Annotated in this window: 23 protein-coding genes, 4 pseudogenes and 1 other annotated feature; of the genes and pseudogenes, 11 read left to right on the top strand and 16 right to left on the bottom strand. The window is 65.9% G+C overall.

The window, feature by feature from the left end:
• Nucleotides 1-6 precede the first annotated feature (6 nt).
• The gene (locus APZ21_RS04975; protein WP_156370675.1) at nucleotides 7-1014 is read right to left on the bottom strand and encodes a serine/threonine-protein kinase; all 1008 of its coding nucleotides are present in this window, start codon (nucleotides 1012-1014) and stop codon (nucleotides 7-9) included.
• An 880-nt stretch (nucleotides 1015-1894) separates the two neighbouring features.
• On the opposite strand from APZ21_RS04975, the gene APZ21_RS04965 reads away from it, so the two are divergent.
• Entirely contained in the window at nucleotides 1895-2227 is a 333-nt protein-coding gene (locus tag APZ21_RS04965) for a hypothetical protein (RefSeq protein ID WP_054812001.1), read from the top strand.
• 358 nt (nucleotides 2228-2585) lie between these two features.
• Here the strand turns inward: APZ21_RS04965 and APZ21_RS33705 are convergent, their stop codons facing one another.
• Complete coding sequence (locus APZ21_RS33705) at nucleotides 2586-2990, bottom strand: hypothetical protein (RefSeq protein ID WP_239476490.1); 405 nt, start codon at nucleotides 2988-2990, stop codon at nucleotides 2586-2588.
• Nucleotides 2991-3014: 24 nt separating this feature from the next.
• On the opposite strand from APZ21_RS33705, the pseudogene APZ21_RS04955 reads away from it, so the two are divergent.
• Nucleotides 3015-3827 (top strand): annotated as a pseudogene (locus tag APZ21_RS04955) (aldehyde dehydrogenase family protein); the annotation flags it as partial.
• A gap of 869 nt (nucleotides 3828-4696) precedes the next feature.
• Here the strand turns inward: APZ21_RS04955 and rpsR are convergent.
• The 4 genes from rpsR to rpmB are packed head-to-tail and all read right to left on the bottom strand — an operon-like array spanning nucleotide 4697 to nucleotide 5682.
• Nucleotides 4697-4954 carry a 30S ribosomal protein S18 gene (gene rpsR, locus APZ21_RS04950; protein ID WP_054811999.1) on the bottom strand — a complete coding sequence of 86 codons (258 nt, stop codon included), beginning with the start codon at nucleotides 4952-4954 and terminating at the stop codon, nucleotides 4697-4699.
• Between the two features lie 12 nt (nucleotides 4955-4966).
• Entirely contained in the window at nucleotides 4967-5272 is a 306-nt protein-coding gene (gene rpsN / locus APZ21_RS04945) for a 30S ribosomal protein S14 (protein ID WP_054811998.1), read from the bottom strand.
• A gap of 3 nt (nucleotides 5273-5275) precedes the next feature.
• Nucleotides 5276-5446 carry a 50S ribosomal protein L33 gene (gene rpmG / locus APZ21_RS04940; protein WP_054811997.1) on the bottom strand — a complete coding sequence of 57 codons (171 nt, stop codon included), beginning with the start codon at nucleotides 5444-5446 and terminating at the stop codon, nucleotides 5276-5278.
• The gene (gene rpmB, locus APZ21_RS04935; RefSeq protein ID WP_054812046.1) at nucleotides 5446-5682 is read right to left on the bottom strand and encodes a 50S ribosomal protein L28; all 237 of its coding nucleotides are present in this window, start codon (nucleotides 5680-5682) and stop codon (nucleotides 5446-5448) included. The genes rpmG and rpmB overlap by 1 nt, the downstream gene beginning before the upstream one ends.
• Before the next feature lie 99 nt (nucleotides 5683-5781).
• On the opposite strand from rpmB, the gene mrf reads away from it, so the two are divergent.
• From mrf to rpmF, 3 genes are read left to right on the top strand one after another with little or no spacing between them, the layout of a single operon-like run.
• Entirely contained in the window at nucleotides 5782-7014 is a 1233-nt protein-coding gene (mrf, locus tag APZ21_RS04930) for a ribosome hibernation factor-recruiting GTPase MRF (RefSeq protein ID WP_054811996.1), read from the top strand.
• Nucleotides 7011-7277, top strand: a complete 267-nt coding sequence (locus tag APZ21_RS04925; RefSeq protein ID WP_054811995.1) for a type B 50S ribosomal protein L31 — start codon at nucleotides 7011-7013, stop codon at nucleotides 7275-7277. Before mrf ends, APZ21_RS04925 begins: the two co-directional genes overlap by 4 nt.
• A 2-nt stretch (nucleotides 7278-7279) precedes the next feature.
• On the top strand, nucleotides 7280-7453 hold the full coding sequence (rpmF, locus tag APZ21_RS04920) for a 50S ribosomal protein L32 (protein ID WP_054811994.1): 174 nt from the start codon (nucleotides 7280-7282) through the stop codon (nucleotides 7451-7453).
• Nucleotides 7454-7546: 93 nt separating this feature from the next.
• Here the strand turns inward: rpmF and APZ21_RS36255 are convergent.
• The 5 genes and pseudogenes from APZ21_RS36255 to APZ21_RS04905 all read right to left on the bottom strand — a co-directional run.
• A pseudogene (locus APZ21_RS36255) lies at nucleotides 7547-7833 on the bottom strand (integrase core domain-containing protein); the annotation flags it as partial.
• Nucleotides 7834-7875: 42 nt separating this feature from the next.
• Nucleotides 7876-8205, bottom strand: a pseudogene (locus APZ21_RS36535) (transposase); the annotation flags it as partial.
• Nucleotides 8108-8869, bottom strand: coding sequence for a TIGR03943 family putative permease subunit (locus APZ21_RS04915; protein WP_054811993.1), 762 nt, complete (start codon nucleotides 8867-8869; stop codon nucleotides 8108-8110). The gene APZ21_RS04915 and the pseudogene APZ21_RS36535, both read right to left, overlap by 98 nt.
• Complete coding sequence (locus tag APZ21_RS04910) at nucleotides 8866-9870, bottom strand: permease (RefSeq protein ID WP_054811992.1); 1005 nt, start codon at nucleotides 9868-9870, stop codon at nucleotides 8866-8868. Before APZ21_RS04910 ends, APZ21_RS04915 begins: the two co-directional genes overlap by 4 nt.
• Before the next feature lie 292 nt (nucleotides 9871-10162).
• Nucleotides 10163-11134, bottom strand: a complete 972-nt coding sequence (locus tag APZ21_RS04905) for an ATP-binding protein (RefSeq protein WP_054811991.1) — start codon at nucleotides 11132-11134, stop codon at nucleotides 10163-10165.
• 288 nt (nucleotides 11135-11422) lie between these two features.
• On the opposite strand from APZ21_RS04905, the gene APZ21_RS04900 reads away from it, so the two are divergent.
• The gene (locus APZ21_RS04900) at nucleotides 11423-12133 is read left to right on the top strand and encodes an MFS transporter (protein WP_054811990.1); all 711 of its coding nucleotides are present in this window, start codon (nucleotides 11423-11425) and stop codon (nucleotides 12131-12133) included.
• A 629-nt stretch (nucleotides 12134-12762) separates the two neighbouring features.
• Here APZ21_RS04900 and APZ21_RS04895 read toward each other — a convergent pair.
• Nucleotides 12763-13644 (bottom strand): metal ABC transporter solute-binding protein, Zn/Mn family, encoded by an 882-nt coding sequence (locus tag APZ21_RS04895; RefSeq protein WP_054811989.1) that lies wholly within the window; start codon nucleotides 13642-13644, stop codon nucleotides 12763-12765.
• A 396-nt stretch (nucleotides 13645-14040) separates the two neighbouring features.
• Between APZ21_RS04895 and APZ21_RS04890 the strand changes: the two genes are divergently transcribed.
• A complete protein-coding gene (locus tag APZ21_RS04890; protein ID WP_054811988.1) occupies nucleotides 14041-15201 on the top strand; it encodes a GTP-binding protein in 1161 nt (386 codons plus the stop codon).
• Between the two features lie 5 nt (nucleotides 15202-15206).
• Nucleotides 15207-16079, top strand: coding sequence for a hypothetical protein (locus APZ21_RS04885; RefSeq protein WP_156370672.1), 873 nt, complete (start codon nucleotides 15207-15209; stop codon nucleotides 16077-16079).
• Nucleotides 16080-16411: 332 nt separating this feature from the next.
• Here APZ21_RS04885 and APZ21_RS36245 read toward each other — a convergent pair whose 3' ends face one another.
• The 4 genes and pseudogenes from APZ21_RS36245 to APZ21_RS35430 all read right to left on the bottom strand — a co-directional run.
• Entirely contained in the window at nucleotides 16412-16807 is a 396-nt protein-coding gene (locus APZ21_RS36245) for a recombinase zinc ribbon domain-containing protein (RefSeq protein WP_169812049.1), read from the bottom strand.
• A gap of 245 nt (nucleotides 16808-17052) precedes the next feature.
• Nucleotides 17053-17538, bottom strand: coding sequence for a hypothetical protein (locus APZ21_RS04875; RefSeq protein ID WP_054811985.1), 486 nt, complete (start codon nucleotides 17536-17538; stop codon nucleotides 17053-17055).
• Between the two features lie 16 nt (nucleotides 17539-17554).
• Nucleotides 17555-17836 carry a hypothetical protein gene (locus APZ21_RS04870; protein WP_054811984.1) on the bottom strand — a complete coding sequence of 94 codons (282 nt, stop codon included), beginning with the start codon at nucleotides 17834-17836 and terminating at the stop codon, nucleotides 17555-17557.
• 422 nt (nucleotides 17837-18258) lie between these two features.
• Nucleotides 18259-18694: pseudogene (locus APZ21_RS35430) on the bottom strand (transposase); the annotation flags it as partial.
• Nucleotides 18334-18465: a sequence feature (AL1L pseudoknot), on the bottom strand. Its footprint overlaps the pseudogene before it by 132 nt.
• 599 nt (nucleotides 18695-19293) lie before the next feature.
• On the opposite strand from APZ21_RS35430, the gene APZ21_RS33695 reads away from it, so the two are divergent.
• The 3 genes from APZ21_RS33695 to APZ21_RS04845 are packed head-to-tail and all read left to right on the top strand — an operon-like array spanning nucleotide 19294 to nucleotide 21411.
• On the top strand, nucleotides 19294-20202 hold the full coding sequence (locus tag APZ21_RS33695) for a hypothetical protein (RefSeq protein ID WP_156370668.1): 909 nt from the start codon (nucleotides 19294-19296) through the stop codon (nucleotides 20200-20202).
• Complete coding sequence (locus APZ21_RS04850) at nucleotides 20199-20501, top strand: type VII secretion target (RefSeq protein WP_156370666.1); 303 nt, start codon at nucleotides 20199-20201, stop codon at nucleotides 20499-20501. The genes APZ21_RS33695 and APZ21_RS04850 overlap by 4 nt, the downstream gene beginning before the upstream one ends.
• Before the next feature lie 13 nt (nucleotides 20502-20514).
• Nucleotides 20515-21411, top strand: a complete 897-nt coding sequence (locus APZ21_RS04845; RefSeq protein ID WP_054811980.1) for a hypothetical protein — start codon at nucleotides 20515-20517, stop codon at nucleotides 21409-21411.
• The last annotated feature ends 127 nt before the right edge of the window (nucleotides 21412-21538 follow it).

The following is a 21538-nucleotide window of genomic DNA, read 5'->3' as shown; positions in this document are numbered from 1 at the left end:
GGCCTTTCAGAATCGGGCGGTGGCGGCGTATTCGCGGCGCAGGTTCTCGGCGAGACGGTGGATCACCGAACCCGGCGGAGCGACAGTGGACAGATCCTTGGGTGCGGGTTTGCGTGGCGGGGACTGCTCAGGGTCAGTATCGCGCTCCACATAGCTACCGACCGCGAGATCGCGAATGGCGGCGATAACGTGGTTGCCGACGAACTGCTCGCACCAGGCGCGAACCTCGGAGACTGTCGGCCGATCCGCCGGTTCATGCGCCAGCATGCGCTGCACAAGTGGTTCGAATCGCGTAGGCAGGCCATCCAAGTCCGGCGGGGAATTCGGATCCGAGATCTTGAGTAACCGCGCCGCGGTCACTTGGTCCCGGTAGGGGTAATGCCCGGTCAGCGCATACAGCAGGGTGGCGCCCAACGAGTAGACATCCGAGGCCGTCGAGATCTGGCGCGGGCTGTTCACCTGCTCCGGCGACATACAGGGGGGCGTACCCAGGTGGGCTGTACTTCCGGTGAGATCACTCGGGCCGTCGGCGAAGGCCGCCAGCCCGAAATCGATCACCTTGGGACCTTCCCGGCTCATCAGGATGTTGCCCGGGGTGAGATCACGGTGCAGCAGATCGGCGGCGTGGATATCGGCCAGGGCTTTCGCCAACAGCAGACCCAGCGTCGCGGCGTGTTCCGCACTCAGGCAACCGCGCGTCTCGACCACTTCCTTGAGGGTAAGACCACGGATGTATTCGATCGCGATCCACGGCTGATCGGCGCTCTCGTCCGAAGCGTCGAGCAGCGCCGCGATATGAGGGCCTTGCACGGACCGCAGTGCGTCCAGCTCGCGGAAGAAACGCGCGCGAACCTCTTCCCTGCCCAGCAGATCTTCCCGTATCACTTTGACCGCCACCGGCTGGGCGTCGTCGGTGACCCCGAAGTAGACCCGGCCCATGCCACCGTAACCGAGCAACCCGCGAATTGTGATCGGGCCGATCTGCTTGGGATCGGTACTCTTCAAAGGCTGCACTGCGCCCTCTCCTCGAAGTAGCTGAGTCGGTCAAGGGCCCCCGTGGATACAACAATTCCTACCTTCCGGAGGTGGTCGGCTCGCCGCCGGGGGTGGGTCGGGTGGATCGAGGACGTCGGCGGTGAGGCCGGTGCGGAGCAGTTCGGCGAGCCAGGTCTCGGAACGGTCGGCGCGGAAGGCCGCATAGCGCTTTCATCGCAGCCTCTGAAAGCGGCGATTCCGTGAACTGCATGCCTCGTTCTCGCAGCTGCTGCCGTACCTCCACCGAATCGCCGCGCCGCATCGGGTCGCCACGAAGCCCGCACGCAGTATCCCCGCCATCCGCGAGGCGCCTGTCGCCTTCAACCTCGACCTGCACTGCGGCGCAACCCATCCTGCAACCCTGGTGTGGTTCCGCGTGTTGTGCGCGTTCGCCGAGCTCGCCTCGCTCGGCCGCTGGACCCCATCGCTCACAGCGCGGGTCAGCGAAGTCCGCTACGCCAAGGAACAGGAAAAACTCCGGGGCAGCGGTAGGAGCAGCGGAAGAAGGCACTCGCCGCGGAGATGCGACGGAAGGTGCAGGAAACCAAGCAGAAGAAATAGGACAGCAGGCGGACCCGGCGCGCTCACGGCAACGCGCCGGGATAGGTGCTCCATGCCGGCGAGATCAAGCTGGCGGCCGACGATCTCGCCGGTGCGACGGCCAACCACCACGCAGCGCTCGTCGGCGTCCGTTCGGACATCAACACCCGGGTGGCGGCGACGCTTGTCGCCGCATCGGTCGTGATCGCTGTGACCGTGGTGTGGATTCGCAATCCCAGAGCCGCAACGGTGGAAGGCCCCGCCCTCGACAGCGCCGCGACATCCACCGCACGTGTGATCGGGACGTTCTTCACGACGGTTGAGCGGAATCAAGTTCAGCGCGGCCGCATTGGCTACGACTGTGCTGGCCAGCGCGGACTCGACCACCTACTTCGTCAACCTGCCCAGCAGCCTGCCCTCACCGGGCGTCCCCACCACAGCGGTCTGCCAAGGCGTTCCGCATTTGTTCGTCACCAGCGCCGGGCATTTCCTGACGCATCCGGAATTGCACGACGAGGTGCTCGGCCCCGCCTCGATCATCGTGCGTGTCGAACGGACCGAACAGTTCCTCGAGTTGGTAGACGCACTGGAGGGCCGGCTCACGGCCACCGTGCACACAGGTTCGGCGACCATGAGCCTGCGCGGGCGCTGAGGCCGAAACTGGAACTTCCCTCCGGCAGAGTACTGTTCGACGGCCGGCCTGCCGCAGTCCAAGTGGGTCATGCGGTGATACACGGTGGACCGTCCCCCACCACAGCGGCACCGGCCGCGACGTCTGTCGGCGGCCTCGCCATCGAGCGGTTCTTGCGTCCGGTGTCGTACCGGAATTTGCCGGATCGATGGTTCCATCACCCGGGAGTAATCACCGATCCGAGATCCCTGCCGCACCGGGCCGCATCTCACGATCCGGTTGAATCATCCAGCCCGACAGTGACTTCAACGGGCCGCCGCGCCCCAGTCGAACTCCGCTTCGCGCACCACGCCTGCTGCGTGAACGGCGGTCCTGGAAATCAGCCGACGGGGTTCAGATCAGCACCGACCGGTGGAAACTGCGATACCCCGCTCCGAAATACTTCGACCCGATCCACGGCTTCGGCCGGTAGCAATGCCGCGGCAAGCGCCTGGGCCTTGAACGCGCGTGCGGCGACACTGAGCCGATGCACTACCGGGTCGACGCGATGCTCGGGAGGCGACGACCAGTTGTCGCCCCAGACGACGACTTCCACACCGCCGTCATGCAACGCCGACACCACGCCGCGATGCGCGCGGGAATCGCGGGAACAGATGTCGCCGGCGATCGCCAACGCGTGCGGCCTGCGCCCTTGGCCGTGACCTGCGAGCACCTTTTCCAGGTCGACGAGTTCAGCACCGAGAATGTGCAGCGGGCGCGCGTCAGAGACCGCGGCGACCAGCACCGAGACCTCCCAACCGGCGACCGCGGCGAGACCACCGGTGCCGCGCTCACCGCCCACCCCGATGTCGACAAGATCTCGTTCACCGGCTCAACCGAGGTCGGCCGTCTGATCGTCAAAGCCGCCGCGGGCAACCTCAAGCGCCTGACCCTCGAGCTCGGTGGCAAATCCCCGCTGATCATGTTCGACGACGCCAATCCGGACAAGGCGATCATGGGCGCGGGTATCGGCCTGCTCGCCGGGTCGGGCCAGAACTGCTCATGCACCTCGCGCATCTATGTCCAGCGCGGAATCTACGACCGGGTAGTTGAAGGGCTCGCCGCCTTCGCGAGGATGCTACCGATGGGTGGCAGCGACGACCCCACCTCGGTCCTCGGCCCGCTGATCAGCGAGAAGCAGCGCCGGCGCGTGACCGCCATCGTCGACGAGGGCGTCGCCGCCGGTGCCCAAGTCATCACTGGCGGCAAGCATCTGGACCGCCGCGGCTACTTCTACGAGGCAACGATCATCACCAACACCACCCCCGACATGCGGCTCATCCGCGAGGAGATCTTCGGTCCCGTCGGCTCGGTGATCCCCTTCGACGACGAGGACGAGGTCATGGCTGCGGCCAACAACACCGAGTACGGGCTCGCCGGATCCATCTGGACCGAGAACTTGGCCCGCGCCCACCGGGTCGTCAACCGGCTCAACGCCGGTCAGATCTGGGTCAACACCGCACTCGCCGCTGACCCGTCCATGCCCATCAGTGGTCATAAGCAGTCCGGCTGGGGCGGCGAACGCGGCCGCAAGGGTATCGAAGCCTACTTCAACACCAAGGCCGTCTACATCGGAATCTGACCAGGGCCTCCCTCCGGCGCCCGCCATATCAGGCGAGGCGCCGGTCAGGGCAGTCGCGCCGCCTTCCAGCCGTCCTCTATGTTGACGACGACCTCGCGTCACCACCAGCCGGTACCCGTTCTCATCGAGCTGATCGGCGCCTCGCGCACGATCTCGTCGATTGGCGACCCTGCCACCGACACGCCGTCCCGATTGGAGTCAGCACCACCGTCGATTACCTCGAGCATGGGATGTACTTCCCGCCCGGCGTTGGCGCGCCGAGACGATCGAAACCCGTTGGCTTTCAGATCATCCGGGAAGGTATTCCTTCCCGGTCATCCACAGGTTCTGATCATTGCTACGAATACGCCGAGCTCCGGGCCCTCGTCACGGCCCTCAACGAAAACCTCACTGCCGCCGGGACCGAAAGCCGGACACTGCGGCGCTCCCTCGATGGCGCACGCGCCAACGTCAAACGCGAGCGGGAACGCAACGTCACCCAAATGTTCTGCCAGTAGGTGTCGCCGGAGTTCCTGCGGAGACAAGGCAATCGGTGCCGTCTTGGGCCGCGCCGAGGCGAGCAGTTTCGTTCCGAGTTGCAGGTGGTCCGGCTCTGTCCGGGTCCACGATCACGACGGCGCCCTCTGTGCCGCCGGTGCCCGGGTTGACCCCGGCGGATGGCGTTCAGCGTGACGACGGGTTCGCCGATGTGTTCTGTCGGTGCGGGGTCGGCAACCGGTCCGCCGGCGGATCCCGCCGCAGGCGGTGCGGCCCGCGCAGCCATTGGTGCTCGGTCGCGACCGATACCGTGATTCGGCACCCTCCTGGGCCTCAGCCGAAATGGGCAGTGCGGGGCCGCTTGGTGTGCGCCGCATGCGGTGTGGTTCCAACTACTTTCCGGCGTAGTAGGGGAGAAGGGCCATTTCGCGGGCGTTCTTCACTGCGATAGCTACCTGTCGTTGCTGTTGTGGGGTGAGTCCGGTGACCCGGCGACTGCGGATCTTGCCGCGATCGGATACGAAGGTCCGCAGCAGCGGCACATTCTTGTAGTCGACCTCGACGATGCCGGCCGCTATCAGCGGATTCTTGCGAACCTTGTGGGGTGCCTCGATTCGCTTGCGCGCGTTGCGGGATCGCGCCCCTTTCATGGGATTCCTCTCCTACCAGCTGGATTTGCTCACGCCGGGCAGCTCGCCCCGATGCGCCATCTCGCGCAGGCGGACCCGGGAGAGCCCGAATTTGCGCAGATGCCCGCGCGGACGGCCGTCGACCGCGTCGCGATTGCGCAGCCGGGTCGGGCTGGCATCGCGCGGTAGCCGCTGCAAGGCGAGTTGCGCCGCGGCCTGATCTTCGGGTGCCGCCTGCGGATCCCGCACGGTCGCACGCAGTTCCGCGCGCCGTTCGGCGTAGCGGGCGACGACCAGCTTGCGCTGTTCGTTCTTGACGATCTTGGATTTCTTCGCCACAGTTCAGCGGTCCTCTCGGAACTCGACGTGCCGCCGGACGAGCGGGTCGTATTTGCGCAGGACCAGCCGATCCGGGTCGTTGCGCCGGTTCTTGCGGGTCACGTACGTGTAGCCGGTGCCCGCCGTCGAGCGCAGCTTGACGATCGGGCGGATGTCGGTGCTCTTGGATGCCATCAGATTCGCTCCCCCCGAGCCCGCAGTCGGGCGACCACGGCGTCGATGCCGTCGCGATCGATGACCTTGATGCCCTTGGCCGACACCCTCAGCGTGATGCGCCGCCCCAGGCTGGGCGCGAAGTAAGTCTTGCGCTGGATGTTCGGATCCCAGCGCCGGTTGGTACGCCGGTGCGAATGCGATACGGACTTGCCGAATCCGGGCGCTCGCCCGGTCACCTGGCAGTGTGCGGACACGGCCACTCTCCTCACTGTTGAAAATCGTTTTCGACAACTGTCGGCCGACACTGTACCCTCGGATCGCGGTTAATGAAAATAATTGTCGAAAGGAGCGGAGTGGACGTCAGGACGCCCGTCATCATGATCGGGGGCTACCCCGACGGGGCGCGACAGCTCGGCGCCGGACTCCTCACCCCGGGAACGGTGCTGGTCCGGCACGACCTCGCCCTGCTGCGCGATGGGGTGGTCACCCGAACACTCACCACGCACGATCGCGAACAGACCTCGGCGCTGGAGCTGGCGCACGGCTGCGTGTCCTGCACGCTGCGCGCCTCGCTGCTGCCGCTGCTGCGCACCCTGTCCGACCGCAGCTCGGTGACGCGCATCGTGTTGCTGCTGGATCCGGCGATGGAACCGATCGAGGTGTGCGAGGCCATCGAGACCGTCGTAGTCACCGGCATTGCCGGCCGGGTCGACGCTCCGGCCGGACACGACGTACGGGTCGCGGCGATGCTGGCCGCCGTCGACGCCGCCACCTGGCTGTCGGACGCGACCGGCGACGAGACCCTCGCCGAACGACTCGGTACCGGCGACGACGATCGCACAGTGGCCCAGGTCGCGCTCGCTCAGGTCGAATACGCCGATGCCATAACGTTTTTCGGGCAACCGGACCCGCTGGACACCGCGGTGATGAACGCCGTCTTCGCCCGGTTGACCCCGAGTGTGCCGCGGCACTGGGTGAGCGGGAGTCCCGATGCTGCCGCCGTGCTGGCGAGCGCCGGTGAGGATTCCCGGACCGGGCGCGGTTTCGATCCGCACGCACCGCTGCTGGCCGGGGCGCCGCCGCTGGAGATGGACGGCGGGGTTTGCTTGGTCGAGTTCACCGCGCAGCGTCCGTTCCAACCCGAGCGGCTGCACGAGGCCATCGACGTGCTGCTCGACGGAGTGATCACCGCGCGGGGACGGATCTGGCTGGCCACGCGCCCCCAGGACGTGCTGTGGCTCGAATCCGCTGGCGCCGGACTGCGGATCGGCCCGGCCGGGCCGTGGCTCGCGGCCCTGTCGCCCACCGATCAACAGGCCGAGAACCCCGAACGGCTGGCCATGGCCGCGCTGCGCTGGCATCCACGGTTCGGCGACCGGCACTGCGCACTGGTCGCCCTGGTGCACGACGCCGACCCCGGCGACATCGACCGCGCCCTGCGCTGGGCCCTGGTCACCGACGACGAACTGCGCCAACCGAATTCGTGGCAGCACTGGCCGGACCCGTTCGGGGACTGGCACGAGGACCCGTGCGCCACTACCGAATCCACCTCCATATCCCCCACCCGCGAAGGAGAACAGTCGTGAAACCCGGCATCCATCCCGACTACCACCCGGTCCTCATCGAGGACTCCAGCACCGCAAAGCGTTTCCTCACCCGCTCCACCGCCACCAGCGACCGCACCGCGACCTGGACCGACGGGCACACCTACCCGCTGCTCGTCATGGACGTGACCTCGGACTCACACCCGTTCTGGACCGGCGCGCACCGCGTGCTGGACACCGCGGGCCGGGTGGAGAAGTTCGAACAGCGCTACGGCCGCCGGGTACGGCCCGGAAAGGATGCCTGAGCATGGCCGTGCCCAAACGCCGCACCTCGCGCGCCAACACCCGCCACCGCCGGTCGCAGTGGAAAGCCACTGCACCCCAGCTGATTCCGATCACAGTGAACGGTGCAGTCCGGTACATCCCGCCCCGGCTCGTAGCCGCGGTGCGCCGGGGCCTGATCGACCTGGACCGTCTGTGAGCGAGCGCAACGAGCCAACCGCAGACACAGCCCGCGACGCCAGGTTCCCGGGTCACGGTGTTGAACCGCCCTGGATCCGGTAGAGACTGGGATTCAAGCCGCCTCGGTCGACATGGTCTGTTGATGGTAGAGGTGTTCGTATTCGACCGGTGGTCGGTATCCGATCGCCGAGTGCCGCTCGGTGTTGTACCAGTGCACCCCATGACGCGGTTTCTCGTCCGAGTTCGGCGCAGCCGGTGAAGGCGGTGTGTCGGTCGATCAGCTCGTTTTTGTAGAGTCCGATCGCCGATTCCATGAGAGCAGTCGAGCGCGTCGCCGACGCTGCCGATGGACCCGGCGATACCCGAATCACGAAATGCCTCGGTGAACGCGCTCGCGGTCCGCAGAATATCGTTGGCCCTTCGCAATTCGGCGACCTCGCGCCGCAACACCTTCAACTCCTCGGATTCGGAAACCGCCGCGGGCTCCTGATCCTCGGCCGGTTGATCGGTCTTCTCGACCCAGTTCCGCAACGTCGCCGGTTTGATGTCGAGCAACGCGCCCACATGCCGCCGCGCCGCGGCCATCGACTCGCCGTGCTCGCGGATCCGGTCCCGGTACATCCGTACTGCTCGCGCCCGAGTCTCCTCGTCGAACGTCCGTGGTGCACCGGTGTTATCGCGTGCGTTCGTAGCGGCTGTCGGGGGCCGGGACCCGCTCGTAGTGGGTGACGATGAGGGTTGGCGTGTGATCCGAATCGTCGAGCGTGGCATCGGTGCGCACGACACCGCGCACCTCGAGCCAGGCGTCGTCCTCGATCACCTCGGTCATGCCCTCGAGGTGGACCCGGACGTAGCGGGCGTCGGCGACGCAGCAGGTGATCACCACGCGAGCCAGGTCGGCTGCGGCAGTGTCGGGTTTTTCCAGTGCGAGATCGTCGGGGCGCATGACGAACCCGCTGATGGTTATCTCGCGACCCTCCAGGGAGTGCGTCGAATCGAGGTAGGCCCGATTCATCAGGTCCACGAACGACAGCCGCGGCGCCGGCTCGTCTGGCAGGGGCGGAAACGGCCGCTGCTGAGGAGGCGCCGCACGCTCGACGCGTGGCACCACCTCGACCGGGGAACTCGTCACGGCCGCCTCCGCGCCCAGCGGGGGCGGAGTGATCACCAGCAGAACCGCCACCGGGATCAGCAGCAGCCACACGGCGCGGCCGGTACCGTGGTCGTGGTCGTGGTCGGAATCCGCGACCGCTGTGCCGCGGCGGACGTCACGCGCGATTGCCACCAGCGCCAGCCCGACGAACCCGATACCGCTGGCCACGAGGAACGGATACAGGCCCGGCTTCACGTAGCGCAGATACACGCCGTCGAGGGTCACCCACAACACCGTGGCGCCAACGAGCAGCAACAGCAGGTTCTGGGCCTCCCGCCTCATCGAGCACCTCCGAGGAAGATCAAGCCGGCGACGGTACCGCACGCCACCGCCACCACGAACGTCAACGGCGCGAACCGCGCGGCGAAACCGCGCCCGAAGCTTCCGGCCTGCATGGCGAACAGCTTCACATCGACTGCGGGACCGACCACCAGGAACACCAGCCGCGGCAGCAGCGGCAGCGTCGACATGCTCGCCGCGACGAAAGCGTCGGCCTCCGAACACAACGCGAGCACGATCGCGAGAATCGCCAGCACCAGCACGGCCAGCACCATCCGGCCCGCGAGGTGTTCGTACCACGACGGCGGCACGAGCACCCGCAGCGCGGCCGCCGCCGCCGCGCCGAGCACGAGAAACGCACCGGCCTGCAACAGATCATGACGTGCGGCCTCGGTGAAGACCTCCCACCGCGAGCGCCCGATCCCCTCGTGGTCGTGCCGGCCGCGGCGCGCGAGCATCCATCCCGGACGCCCGATCCGCGACCAGATCAGGCCCATCACCACCGCGGTGGCCAGCGAACCGGTGAACCGCGCGGCGACCATGCCCGGCTCCCCCGGGAAGGCCACCGCCGTCGCGACCAGGACCACCGGGTTGATCGCGGGCGCGGACAGCATGAACGCCAACGCCGCCGCGCTCGGCGCGCCCTGATCGGCCAGCCGCCGTGCCACCGGGACCACACCGCATTCACAGCCCGGCAGTGCCGCACCCGCGAGACCGGCGACGCCGATCGCCGCGGACCGGTTACGCGGCAACACCTTTCGCAGCAGCTCGGGGGAGACCAGCGCCGCGATCAGACCACTGACGAGCACGCCGAACACGAGGAACGGCACCGCCTGGACGAAGACACCCGCGAAGATAGTCACCGCCGTCTGCCACCGCGGCGACCCCTCCACCGCACGAACCAGCGGACCCCGGAGGGCCAATCCCACCACGACCAGAATCGCCAGCACGTAGGTCGAGGACACCCTCGTCCGTACCGAGTTCACCCCGTTCTGCGCGAGCACTGCCTCCCCTTATCGGTCACCGACAACCATCGAGTCGGCCTCTGTACAAACCCATTCACAGGACCGACCCGATTCCGTTTCGCCGGGATCACCAGGATCAGGACGGCGCCACTGACCGACGCACGTCCACGTTGTTCGCGATAATCCTAGGCTCACCCGCCCTCGTCCGGACAGATGCCGTCGTGGTGAAGGCGGCCACCGAGCCGGATTACTGCCAGATGGTGAGGAGCGCGAACCGTCCGACGAGGCGACGGACCGACCGCGGGACGGCACTCCCCGCTCGGCCGATCTGTCACACCCGATGGTCGAGCAACGGTCTGCGGCTCCGCATATGCGGGCCGGGCACGAAACCCGGATCCACTTGTTGGGCCGCGTCCTCGCCCGCCCATGCCCGTGCGTTGCGCAGATGGAACTCGACGGCCTGTCGCTGGTAGACGACCCAGTCCCGCGTCGTCGCGTCCACGGTCGCGCGGATGGTGGCTAGTGCGGCCAGGTTGCTGGGCTCGAGTTCGGTGATCGGCCGGATCATGCCTCGCTCGGCCGCGCGCACGTGCCCGGAACGGCCGACCCAGCACAATAGATTCTCGCCGACCTGCTCACGCAGGAACGCCAGATCGTCGTCGTCGCAGACCTTGTTTCCGATGACGGCGACGCGGATGCCGAAATCCTTGGCGTAGCCGAGGTATTGACGGTAGACGCCGACACTGCGCAAAGTCGGCTCACATACCAGGACGGTCAGGTCGAAGCGGGTGAACAGCCCGGAAGCGAAGGAATCGGCGCCTGCGGTCATATCGACCACCACGTACTCCCCCGGCCCGTCGACCATATGGTTGAGCAGCAACTCGGCCGCGCCGACCTTGGAGTGATAGCACGCCACGCCCAGGTCCTCCTCGGTGAACGGGCCGGTTACCGCCAGTCGCGCGCCACCGACCTCGCGCACGCACGCGGCATAGATCGGATTGTCCTCCACGACACCGAGCAACCGCGAACCCGAGCCCGGCGGCGTGGTCTTGATCATCGCCTCCGCCGTCGCGATACGCGGGTTGTCGCCGCGCAGATAGTCTTTGATCAACAGCAGATGCGCGCTGAGTGTCGGAAGGGCGAGCGATTCTTCATCACCGGCGCCGAGCGCGGCAGCCAGATGCTGGTTGATGTCGGCGTCGACGGCCAGCGTGGGTAAGCCCTGTTCGACCAGATGGCGGACGAACAGAGACGACAGTGTGGTCTTGCCGCTGCCCCCTTTGCCGACGAAGGCGATCTTCACTGAATGACACCCGCTTTCTTGTCAGAAACGACATTCGTATTCAACACCGAGCAGGGTAACCCACCGGTGCTCGAACACCCGACAGGACCACGCCCAACAGGCACGGCGAATCGAGCTGCGTACTCGTATGCGATCGACCACAGCTCCGACGGCTGACACATGTTGCGGTCTGCGCCTGCCGGGCTGGATGTTCGGCTCGAATCCGTCGTTCATTCCCCGCATCCGAGGTGAATACCGTCCGGCGCCGGAGGTTGACATGAAGTCGACTTCAGCTGGCAAGGTGCGGTCATGAATCCAGTCGGCCAGAATCGGCTGTCGTCCAGCGGTGACAGTATCAGCGGGAAGTCGAGCCGGATCGCCTTCATCGGCTTGACATTCGGGGCGTTCATGGCTCTGCTCGATGCCACCATCGTGGCGGTCGCGCTGCCTTCGATCGGCGGTGATCTCGACGCTTCGACCGGTGATCTTCAATGGGTGGTCAACGCCTACACAGTGGTGTTGTCGGCGCTGTTGCTCGGGGCGGGCAGTTCGGGCGATCGTTTCGGGCGGCGTCGTGTCTATCTTGCCGGGATGGTGTTGTTCGCGATCGCGTCGGCGGGCTGCGCGGTCGCGCCCGGCATCGAGGTTCTGATCGCCGCCCGGGCCATACAGGGTGGTGCGGGCGCTGTCTTGTTCACCGGTTCGCTGTCGCTGCTGGTGCAAGCGTTTCCAGAGGAAGCGTTGCGCGCCAGGATGATCGGCCTCAACGACGCGATCGGCGGCTCGTCCATAGCGCTGGGTCCGGTGCTCGGCGGTGTGCTCGTGGATCAACTCGACTGGCGCGCGATCTTCGTGATCAACGTGCCGATCGCCGCCGTGGCCATCGTGCTGATCCCGCGATCGCTTCCGGAAAGCTTCGATCCGGACACTCGCTCACTCGACCTTCCCGGCCAGCTTCTCGGGCTGGGGGCACTGTCGACTCTCACCTACGGCATGATCGCGGGCGGCGAACGGGGATAGAGGTCGCCGGTGACGATAGCGGCGTCGGTGGGGGCTGTGCGCGCTGATCGCGTTCGTCGTCGTCGAACGCCGCGTCGACCATCCGATGCTGCCGATGGCCTTGTTCGCGGATCCGAAATTCAGTATTCCGAAACGGCGCCTCGTTCGTACTCGGGTTCGGTTCGAGCGCGGCGTTCTTCCTGTTGTCGTTGTACCTGCAACAGGCACGAGGCTATTCGGCGATTTCTACGGGGGTTTCGGCCGCTGACCGTGTCGATCTGTCTCGTCGCGGCCATCGCGGGCAAGGTCGTTAGTCGTCGTGGCCCCACCTTGGAAACCTCCACGCCGAAGCGGCCGGCCACCTCACCGATCGAGAACGTCACCTCTGCATCGAGCTCTCCTGACATGAAGTGGACTCCAAGTCCTGGGGCGCAGGCCGACAGAGATACCGATCGAGGTCGCCGCCAGTGTCACCCCGGACCTCCGACCGAACCCATCGACAACAGCCCGGCGGCCCATTCCACCCGGACCATCCCCTGCTGTTCCCCCGGATGCCTCGCCGCGGTGCACCGCACGATATGGGCGTCTGCCGGACAGCAGTTCGCCACGATCGCGCGATCGGGCCCGATACCTGACGCACATCCCGGAGGTCATTTCAGCGCGGCGGCCAACGCTTGGGCGTTCGAGGTCTGCCACTGAATGAAATCGACGCCGTTCGGCAAGGTTTCGGTCACCTCGACCACCGTGATCCCGCTGGCGCGGGCGACATCGCGCAGATCGCGGGTGATCTTGTCCTCGGTCTGCACGTTGAAGACCAGCGCACGCACCTGCTTGCCTGCCAGCAGGTCGCGGGTGGCCGCGACGTCGGCGGGGGCCGGGTCTGTGTCCTGCTCGATGGCTTCCTGGAACTCGTGCGGGGTGCGGTCCTGGGCCTTCGCCGCTTGCAGCATGTAATGGGCCAGCGGTTCGGTTTGGAGCACAGGGGTGCCGGGATGTTCGGCGGCGATCTTGTCGGTGATCGCCGAGATGCCGTTCAGCCGGGTTTTGAAGGCGGCGGCGCGTTCGGTGTATTCCGGCGCGTGCGCGGTGTCGAGTTCACCGAGGGTGGCGGCGATTCGATCGATGACCACCGAGACGGTCGGCAGGTCGTACCAAAGGTGTTCGTTCTCGTCCGCGGTATCGACGCGCGCGCTGAACGCCTCGACGGCGCGCTTGCCCTTGCCTTCGATCGCCTTCTCCACGAACTCGTCGTAGCCGCCACCGTTGAAGACCACCAGATCGGCATCGCTGATCTTCGCCGATTCGACCGCGGAGGTCTCATGTGAATGAGGATCGGCGGCCGGGTCGGTGATGATCGAGGTCACGGTGGCGTCCGGCCCCGCGATGGCAGCCGTGATGTCGCCCCACACATTGGTTGAGGCGACCACGCTCGGCTTGTCGGAATCCTCGGAGTCACCACAGGAGGACAACGCCGCGACCGTTGCCACCCCAACGGCGAGGCACACGAACTTCAGGACGAAACGGCTATTCACTCGGGAACGCTCCTGGCACAGCGATGATCCGGAGGCCACCCGACGGGCGGAACCTCAGACCAAAATGGGAATCATTACCAATAAATGTAACAGAGCTCCCCGCATCCGCAATCCGGCAGCACCCCGACCGCCCACCTGCCCGGGAATCAGTGGTACCGGGCAGCGATCGTGGCCACACACGGCTGACCGGCCACCCCTGCATACGAACCCCGGACATCGATCGAGGCATCCACCGTGCGTCGATCGCCTGACGCAGGCCGTCCGGTATGAGCGCCCGGGCTGCGCCGCGCAGTTCCGTTCCGTCGCAACGTGGCTGCGCGTGCTGTGCAGTCGGCATGGCCCGCGCCGACGGTAAGGCGCGAGCTCGTCGTTAATGAAAACGGTTATCATTTTGGCATGCAGAAACCTTCCACTCGCATCCCCGTCACCGTCCTGTCCGGCTTCCTCGGCGCGGGCAAGACGACACTGCTCAACCACATCCTGTCCAACCGCGGCGGGATCCGGGTCGCGGTCATCGTCAACGACATGAGCGAGGTGAACATCGACGCCCAGCTGGTGGACGGCCCGCTGGCAGGCGCCGCCACCCTCGACCGCACCGAGGAGAAACTCGTCGAGCTCACCAACGGCTGCATCTGCTGCACGCTGCGCGAGGACCTCATCGAGTCGGTGGCGCGACTCGCCCAGGAGGGCCGCTTCGACTACATCGTGATCGAGTCCACCGGCATCTCCGAACCGATGCCCGTGGCCGCCAGCTTCGAGTGGGAATTCGAGGACGGCTACTCGCTGTCCAGCGTCGCCCGGCTCGACACCATGGTGACCGTCGTCGACGCGGCGACCTTCCTGCCGGAGCTGGCGCGCGGCGAGCTGCTGCGCGACCGCGAGCTGGAGGCGGGCGAGGGCGATACCCGCTCGATCTCGGACCTGCTGGTCGACCAGGTCGAGTTCGCCGACATCATCCTGCTCAGCAAGACCGACCTGGTCTCGGAGAAGACGGCAGGCGCCACCGAGGCGACGCTGCGCCGGCTGAATCCGCACGCCGAGGTCGTCCGGGTGCGCAAAGGGGAAATCGACCTGGACAAGGTGCTCGGCACCGGGAAGTTCGACCCCGCCGCGGCCCACGGGATGCCCGGCTGGGAGGACGAACTGGCAGGCGGGCACACTCCCGAGACCGAGGAGTACGGGATCAGCAGCACGGTCTTCCGCAGCGATCGCCCGTTCCACCCGCAGCGGCTGCAGGCGGCGCTGGACGCGCTGAACGGATTGCTGCGCAGCAAGGGATGCTGCTGGATCGCCAGCAGGCCGGAGATCGCCGCGGTGTGGTCACACGCAGGCCCCAACCTGACCATCGAGCCGGCCGCGGCCTGGGCGGACACCGAGCTCGTTCCCGGCCAGGAGATCGTGCTGATCGGCGTGCAGCTGGAGAAGCGGGCGCCGCGCGCCCTGCTGGAGCAGGCGCTGCTCACCGACGCCGAACTAGCGGCCGGACCCGAGGAATGGGTCGGTTACCCCGACCCGCTGCCGCGCTGGGAGCCCAGCCTGGCGCACGCGCACCCGTGAGCCCGGTGAGCCGAAAGCGCAAGGGGCACAAGCGCAAGGGAAATGGTGACCGAAAGGACCCGATCGAGGGTCACCTCGCCGCCATCGGCCGGACGATGCGGTCGCTGCGCGCCGAATCCGATCCGCTCGGCACCGAGGTGTTCGCCGCCGGGCTCGTCGCGGAGCTGACCGGGCGCGACGACCCCGGCGAAGACGAGGCCGTGGTACTCGGGTTCCTGGAGACGCTCGCCGAGCGCCCTCGACCGGAGTTTCTCGCACTGGCGCGCACACTGGCGACGCTCGCGCCCACTGCGCGGGCGCGGGCCGCGGCCACTCAGGTGGCGGGGCGACTCTCCGCTGCGGGCGCAAGCGAACCGCGCTGGTCCGACCAGCTCGGCCAGGTCCGGATCGAGAGCGCCCATCAGTTCGCCGACATATTCGGCGACGAAGCCGTCCTGGTGTGCACATTCACCGGAAGCACACGACCACACGCCCTGATCGGCTTCGTCGATCTCTCCCATCCCGGCGGGTTCCTCACCGACATCGTGATTACCACGGCGATCGACAAGGCAGTGGCCGGGTTCATGCGCTACGCCGCCGATCGCGACGGCCTGGCCACCTTCGGCCCGACAGCGACGACCGCCGCTTCGGCGCTGCTCGGCTCGGCATTGGCGCAGAGCTACCGCTGTACCGAGGTCCCGGAGGAGGTACTCCGACGGGCTGAACGCCCGCCGCCGTCGCCCGCCCGCAGCGGGGTCACTGCTACCCATCCCGACATTCTCGCCGGCCCTCCGACGCGTCGTACTGCTGGTGGTAGTCATCGTGGTGATCGATCCATCTCTCGCCCTACAACACCGAGTTGCTGTGAACCAGCGGACTCACCTCAGGCTGACACGTAGGGCCAGGCTCATCCCGAAGCACCTGTGACGCCCCGGTTTCGATGTCGTCTTCGTCAATTTCGACACGTCATCAGCGATTCGCTCACGCTCGTCTTCCCGATCCCCACCTGACGCCTCTCACGACGCCTTTTCCCTCATCGTTCACCACGACGGTCTTCAACCAACACAGCATGAGGCGGTTTGAAGCCTCCCCCTTGCAGGGCGACTCCGAAGGGCCAAACCTTCATCTCCCACACAGCACCGCTCCAGTTCGGTCTCCTACACCAACCTCCCCTTCACGTTCAGGACACAACACAGGATTTGACAATATCTCCCGGCGGTGATGCGTTGCCTCAATCCCGTGCGGCGGGTGTCGGTGTCCTCGCTGGGCTGGGCGGCGAGCAGGGCCGCGATCGTGCGGTCCCGGTATTCGCGGCCGAACAAGCTCGACAGCCAGCTATCGACCGGGCCCACCAAGAGGTCCTCACGCAGTTTACCGTGCGGGGATGCTCGGCGAGCAGAGCGCTACCGGGGGCGATGGTCTTCGCGCGGCACCGATAGTAGGGATGTTGATGCACGGTCTCGCCCTGCATCCGCCGACCACAGATCTCGCACCTGATCCGTCCCGCCAACAGATACAGATGCGCGCCCGAACGTGTGCGTTCCAGCTTCGCCCGCGAACGGTTGCTCGTCCCAGCGCGGCGGCGACACAGCAGCTGCGCTTCGGTGAAGTCGGCCACCGACACCATCGCCGGATGAGCGGGCTTGCGCGACCGCACGATCCGATCGTTCGGCGACCGCCGGAACCGAACCACATGCCCAGCGGCGACGTCATCGATATCGAGCATAGCTATGCTACCTGCGCCTTTGTGTGGACAGCCGCATCCCCTGCTCTACCACGGCTACGCCGACCCCACCACCGGCAGGTTCGCCCTCGCCCCCGCCTGACCTCGAGCTGCTCCGATCGTCATCGACTATGACAGCGGCGGCCGGGCTATGGACCGGGGCTGCGACCACTTCGGAGTTCGGCGAACCGTGCGCGCAGTTGGGCTTGTTTCTGCTCGGGAGAAAGCGGGGGGACCTCGATCGCGCGGGAGCTGGTTTGCAGGCGGTACGCGAGCAGTGCCAACGCGCACCCGAATATCCCGAATTCGAATGCGATCGCGTCGGAGTTCCCGTCCCGATCCCGGAACGCCGCGAGCACGCCGAGAACGACGAAGCCCGCCGCGCCGAGCGACAGGATCGTCACTGCCGCATGCCGCAGCCAGGCGGGTGCACGATGGCTGGTGAACAGCAACGGAATCGCGCAGAGCGCCGCTACCGCACCGAGAATCGCGTACGCCGCGAAGATCGCGGAGTCCAACCCGGCGATCCGGTCGGCCTCGCGAATGACGAGGTACCACAACGGAAGAGCCGAGGTGGCGACAAAGAGCGCCGCTCCCGTGCCCTGCACTCGCTGTACTTTTCTGTTCGTGATCATGCGGCTGTCTTCCCGGTCATCGGATGGACCATTCCGCGCTTCCGTCCAGTCGCGTCCCGTTGTCGAACGTCGACGTCGCGGCGTCGGGCCACTTTCCGTGGGGCCACACGGTATTGCCCGTGGCCGTCGCCTCGATGCCTGCCATGGTGGTCACCTGCGCGGTCAGGTTGATGTGCGCTCGCAGGAACTCGTCGCGCGTGCCGACCGTCACCGAGACGCACCTCGTCCGGTCGTGGCCGACGGCTGTGCGCGGTTCGGTGTGCAGCGCCGAATCGAGCAGTCGCCGGGATTGTGCCATGCGGGCGTGAAACTTCAGGGTCTCGGCCAGCAGCTCCTCGGTCGAGGCACGGTCGCGGGCACAGATCGGCGGGGGCGTCCCGGGCTGTGGCGAAGAGACCGCCGCCGGATGCCCCCGGGGCGCCGCGCTGGAGGTCGGAACAGGGGGCGTGGGCGGCGTCGGAGTCGGCAGACGAGAGTCGACCGCAGCTGCAAAGGTTCGTCGTCCCAGAACTCGTCCGGATCGTCGTAATGGTTGAACCACCCACCGTTGGCCATCAACGCACCTCGAGTTCGAGCCCGAGGTGATCGTGCTGACGCAATCAACCACCGCCCCCTGTGTTGGCGACCCATGATCAGCTCGCCGTCGCGTCACATCCTTACCCGCGACTCGATGTCGGTCAAGCCAGGACGGATTCCGGTCACGCGACACCAGCTCTCGAACAAGGCGTTCGCGGTGCGCGCGTCGGCCCAGACCGCGGGGCTGATGCCACGCTTGCGGGTGGCGTAGTAGGTGGACGGGGCGATCGGCAGTCCGTGCTCGGTGAGCACGCGGCAAATCGGGTCGACCCCGAAACGGTGGCGGTGAGTGTCGATGTAGTCGATGATCACCGCAGTCGGCGGTCGACCTCCGCCGCCGCGTAAAACGCGCTCGCTGTATGCAGAATGTCGTTGGCTCTTCGTGATTCGACGACCTCGCGGCGCAGCGCCTTCAGCTCCTCGACTCCGATTCGGCCGCCGGCACCGCATCGGGCGTAGGCCGATCGGTCTTCTCGACCCAGTTCCGCAACGTCGCAGGTTTGATATCGAGCAACGCGCCCACATGCCGCCGCGCGACGGCCATCGACTCGCCGTGCTCGCGGATCCGGTCCCGGTACATCCGTACTGCTCACGCCCGAGTCTCCTCGTCGAACTTCCGTGAGACTGACAGTCTCCTTGCTAAAACGGGAGTCTCCAACCAGTCCAGGACGGTTCGATCACTGCCCATAGCCGGTCGTCCACGATCGACGGTGATGCCACAACGAAACATACTGCACTGCAACAGGAGTCAATACCAACTATCCGAACCCGTTAGGAGCTCTCACTGGACGCCTCCGGCACATGATCGAACCGATCCACGGCGCGCTGAAAGCTCTGCGCGGCGGCGGGCAGAGCGACGGGTACGCGGATCGGGTGATTTCTTGGACGGGAACGCTCGTCGCGCGACGAGGCATTTCACGTGTCGGACGGTATCTCGGAATGGCGGCGATTTGTCCGCCACCGACCCGCCCCTATGCAGTACCACGGTCGTTGGCCTCCATGGCGAGAGTTCGTTAGGTACCGGCCGGCCCGGTGGTGAGTTGACAAGGTTCGGACGGAACGCGAGAGTGGCATGGCATCCGCCGTTGCGGTCGACTGAGGGGTTGGGTTCCAGATGCCAGTTCACCGGACGTTCATGCTCTCGTCACCGTCTGCCGAGCTCGGCCGAAGGCGTGACCTGTGACGGCAGGTGGATTCTACAACCACTACGACGATCCCGACGAATTCTGGGACGAGGAGCCTCTGACCAAACCGTCGGGACCCAGCCCTGGGACCGTGCCGCCCCCCGGACCGGTGGGCACCGTCCCGCAAGACCGGGCTGATTCCCAATCCGGTCGATGGCAGTCCTCCGGTCCCTCCCATTCGTTGTCCGTCTCGACCGGCGCTCCGCTTTCGACCCCCTATCGCGATGACGAGCTATCAGCTTTCCACGAGCAGTCGAACCGCGACGTCGCAGGACCGACGAGCGAGGTCGATCATCTGATCGAAACATGGAACCTGCGGGGATCGTCATTCGTCTCGATGCAGGTCGACGGCGGACTTGTTCCGATGAGCATTGATGTCGACCGACCATGGAGTCGGAGCGCTCGCCATCGCGAGTACGAGGCAGAACTGCTCAAGGCGTATGACTTGGCCGTGCTCAAGGAATATCAGCAGATTCTGTCAACGAAGAGGTTTCTGCCCGATGGGGGCTTCGACTTGGATTGCGGTGTCCCCGACCGGCGGACACAGCTGGCGGTTCTCCTGGAGACCTCCGGGTGGGGCGAATACCAACACAAGCTCGATGCGATGATTGCGAGCACGGGATACAGCGCGAGCGGCCGAACAATGCACCGGAGCGGACCAGCGGTATCCATGGCCGCGGATCGCATCAGGATCACCTCGATAGCCATCGCGGCGAATTGGACCGAGGGTGTGGACCCTCGCACGGTAGTCGACGAGATTCTGTGGTGTGCCGATCAGATCCGGGCTCTGCGACCGCGGTTCGCAGCGTGGGGGGACTACTCGCAGTATTCTGTCGAAGACCTCGAGTTTCAGCACGACCGACACGTCAAATTCTTGCAAGAACAGGCGAGTTACCTGGCATGACAGAGAAATTCAAAGCCTCGACCGATCGTATGAGGTATGCCGCGACGGCGTGGGACCGGGCAGCCTTTTTTCTCGGCGAAGCGCAGGGCATGATCGGCACGGTCGAGATGACGACCACCGAGGCCGGTGTATTCGCGCCGTCACTGAGCAAATACGAACCGGCACCCGGGTATGTCAACGACCGCCTCGCCGAAGCCGTCAAAGCCTGTCAGGATATCGCCGCTATCCTGCTGCACGCAGCGAACACCTACGAGGCCGAAGACACGGCCCGCGCGCAGCAGTTGAACGCTTCCGGTTAGGACCCCCGAATCGATGGCACCAGAACTAGACGCACGCGAAGATCTGGACCGGCAGATCGACGCCATGCGGCTGATGGCGAATGATCTGGAACTACTCCCTTCCGGATACGAAAACGATGTCACCAAGCTGATCAATCTACTGCGGACAGGCGAGATACCCCTGACGGTGTCCACGCTGGGGCTCGGAATGCTCGCAAGCGAATACGTCATCGGCAAGATCGAGGACCACGAGCGCGCCATCGAGCAGACCATCACCTCGGTCCTCAATAAACTGAACGAATTCCATACCGGCGCGAAGACTCCGATCACTTTCATCGACAAAGCCGAGAATTGGCGCAAGATCCGCAACAAGATCACGGAGGCGGGCAACGCGGCCAAGACGACCAATCTCCGAAGCGACTGGGAGGGAGTCGCCTCGGAACGCTACTTCATCGTCTACGGACTCCAGAACGAAGCCTTCGTCTCCATGTCCGGCCTGTGCGAGAAAATCGCAGCACAGCTGGAAACCGTCGCCAAAGCCATACTCGATCTCTACAAGAAGCTAGTGACCGCACTGCTGGAGTTCAAGAATGAAATCGCCGGTAAAATGGCGGGGATATGGATGAAAGGGCCCGCCGCAGTCTTCGTTCTCGACGAGCTCGTGAAGTCCATCGGTACCATGCAGACGAAAATATTCAACATCTTCGGTGAATGCGCGACGATGGCCCAGAACAACATGATCGCGGGTAACAACATCGCAGCAGAGGTCGCCACCCAATCAGGCCTGCCGTTCAACAAATGGCCATCGATCCACCTCGACGCGGTCGGAACCGACAGCGAGGGCAACCCATACAAGTACGACCTGGATTACGCCGACGCCAGCGTGCTGGACGGAGACGGATCGGACTGGAAAGCCAGGTCCACCTCTTGAACAAGAAGCGATCGCGCGCATTCATTTTGACAGCGACAGCTTTCCTCTCAGCAGGCTGCACAGGCACCACGCCCACCCCCGGAACAGCGACGCCCACCTCGACCCGCCCGGCAGCCTCCACCGTACA

Source organism: Nocardia arizonensis, assembly GCF_001310275.1.
Taxonomy (GTDB): Bacteria; Actinomycetota; Actinomycetes; order Mycobacteriales; family Mycobacteriaceae; genus Nocardia; species Nocardia arizonensis.
Note: the sequence above shows the minus strand (reverse complement) of the source record. Positions and strands in the feature narration are given on the sequence as shown.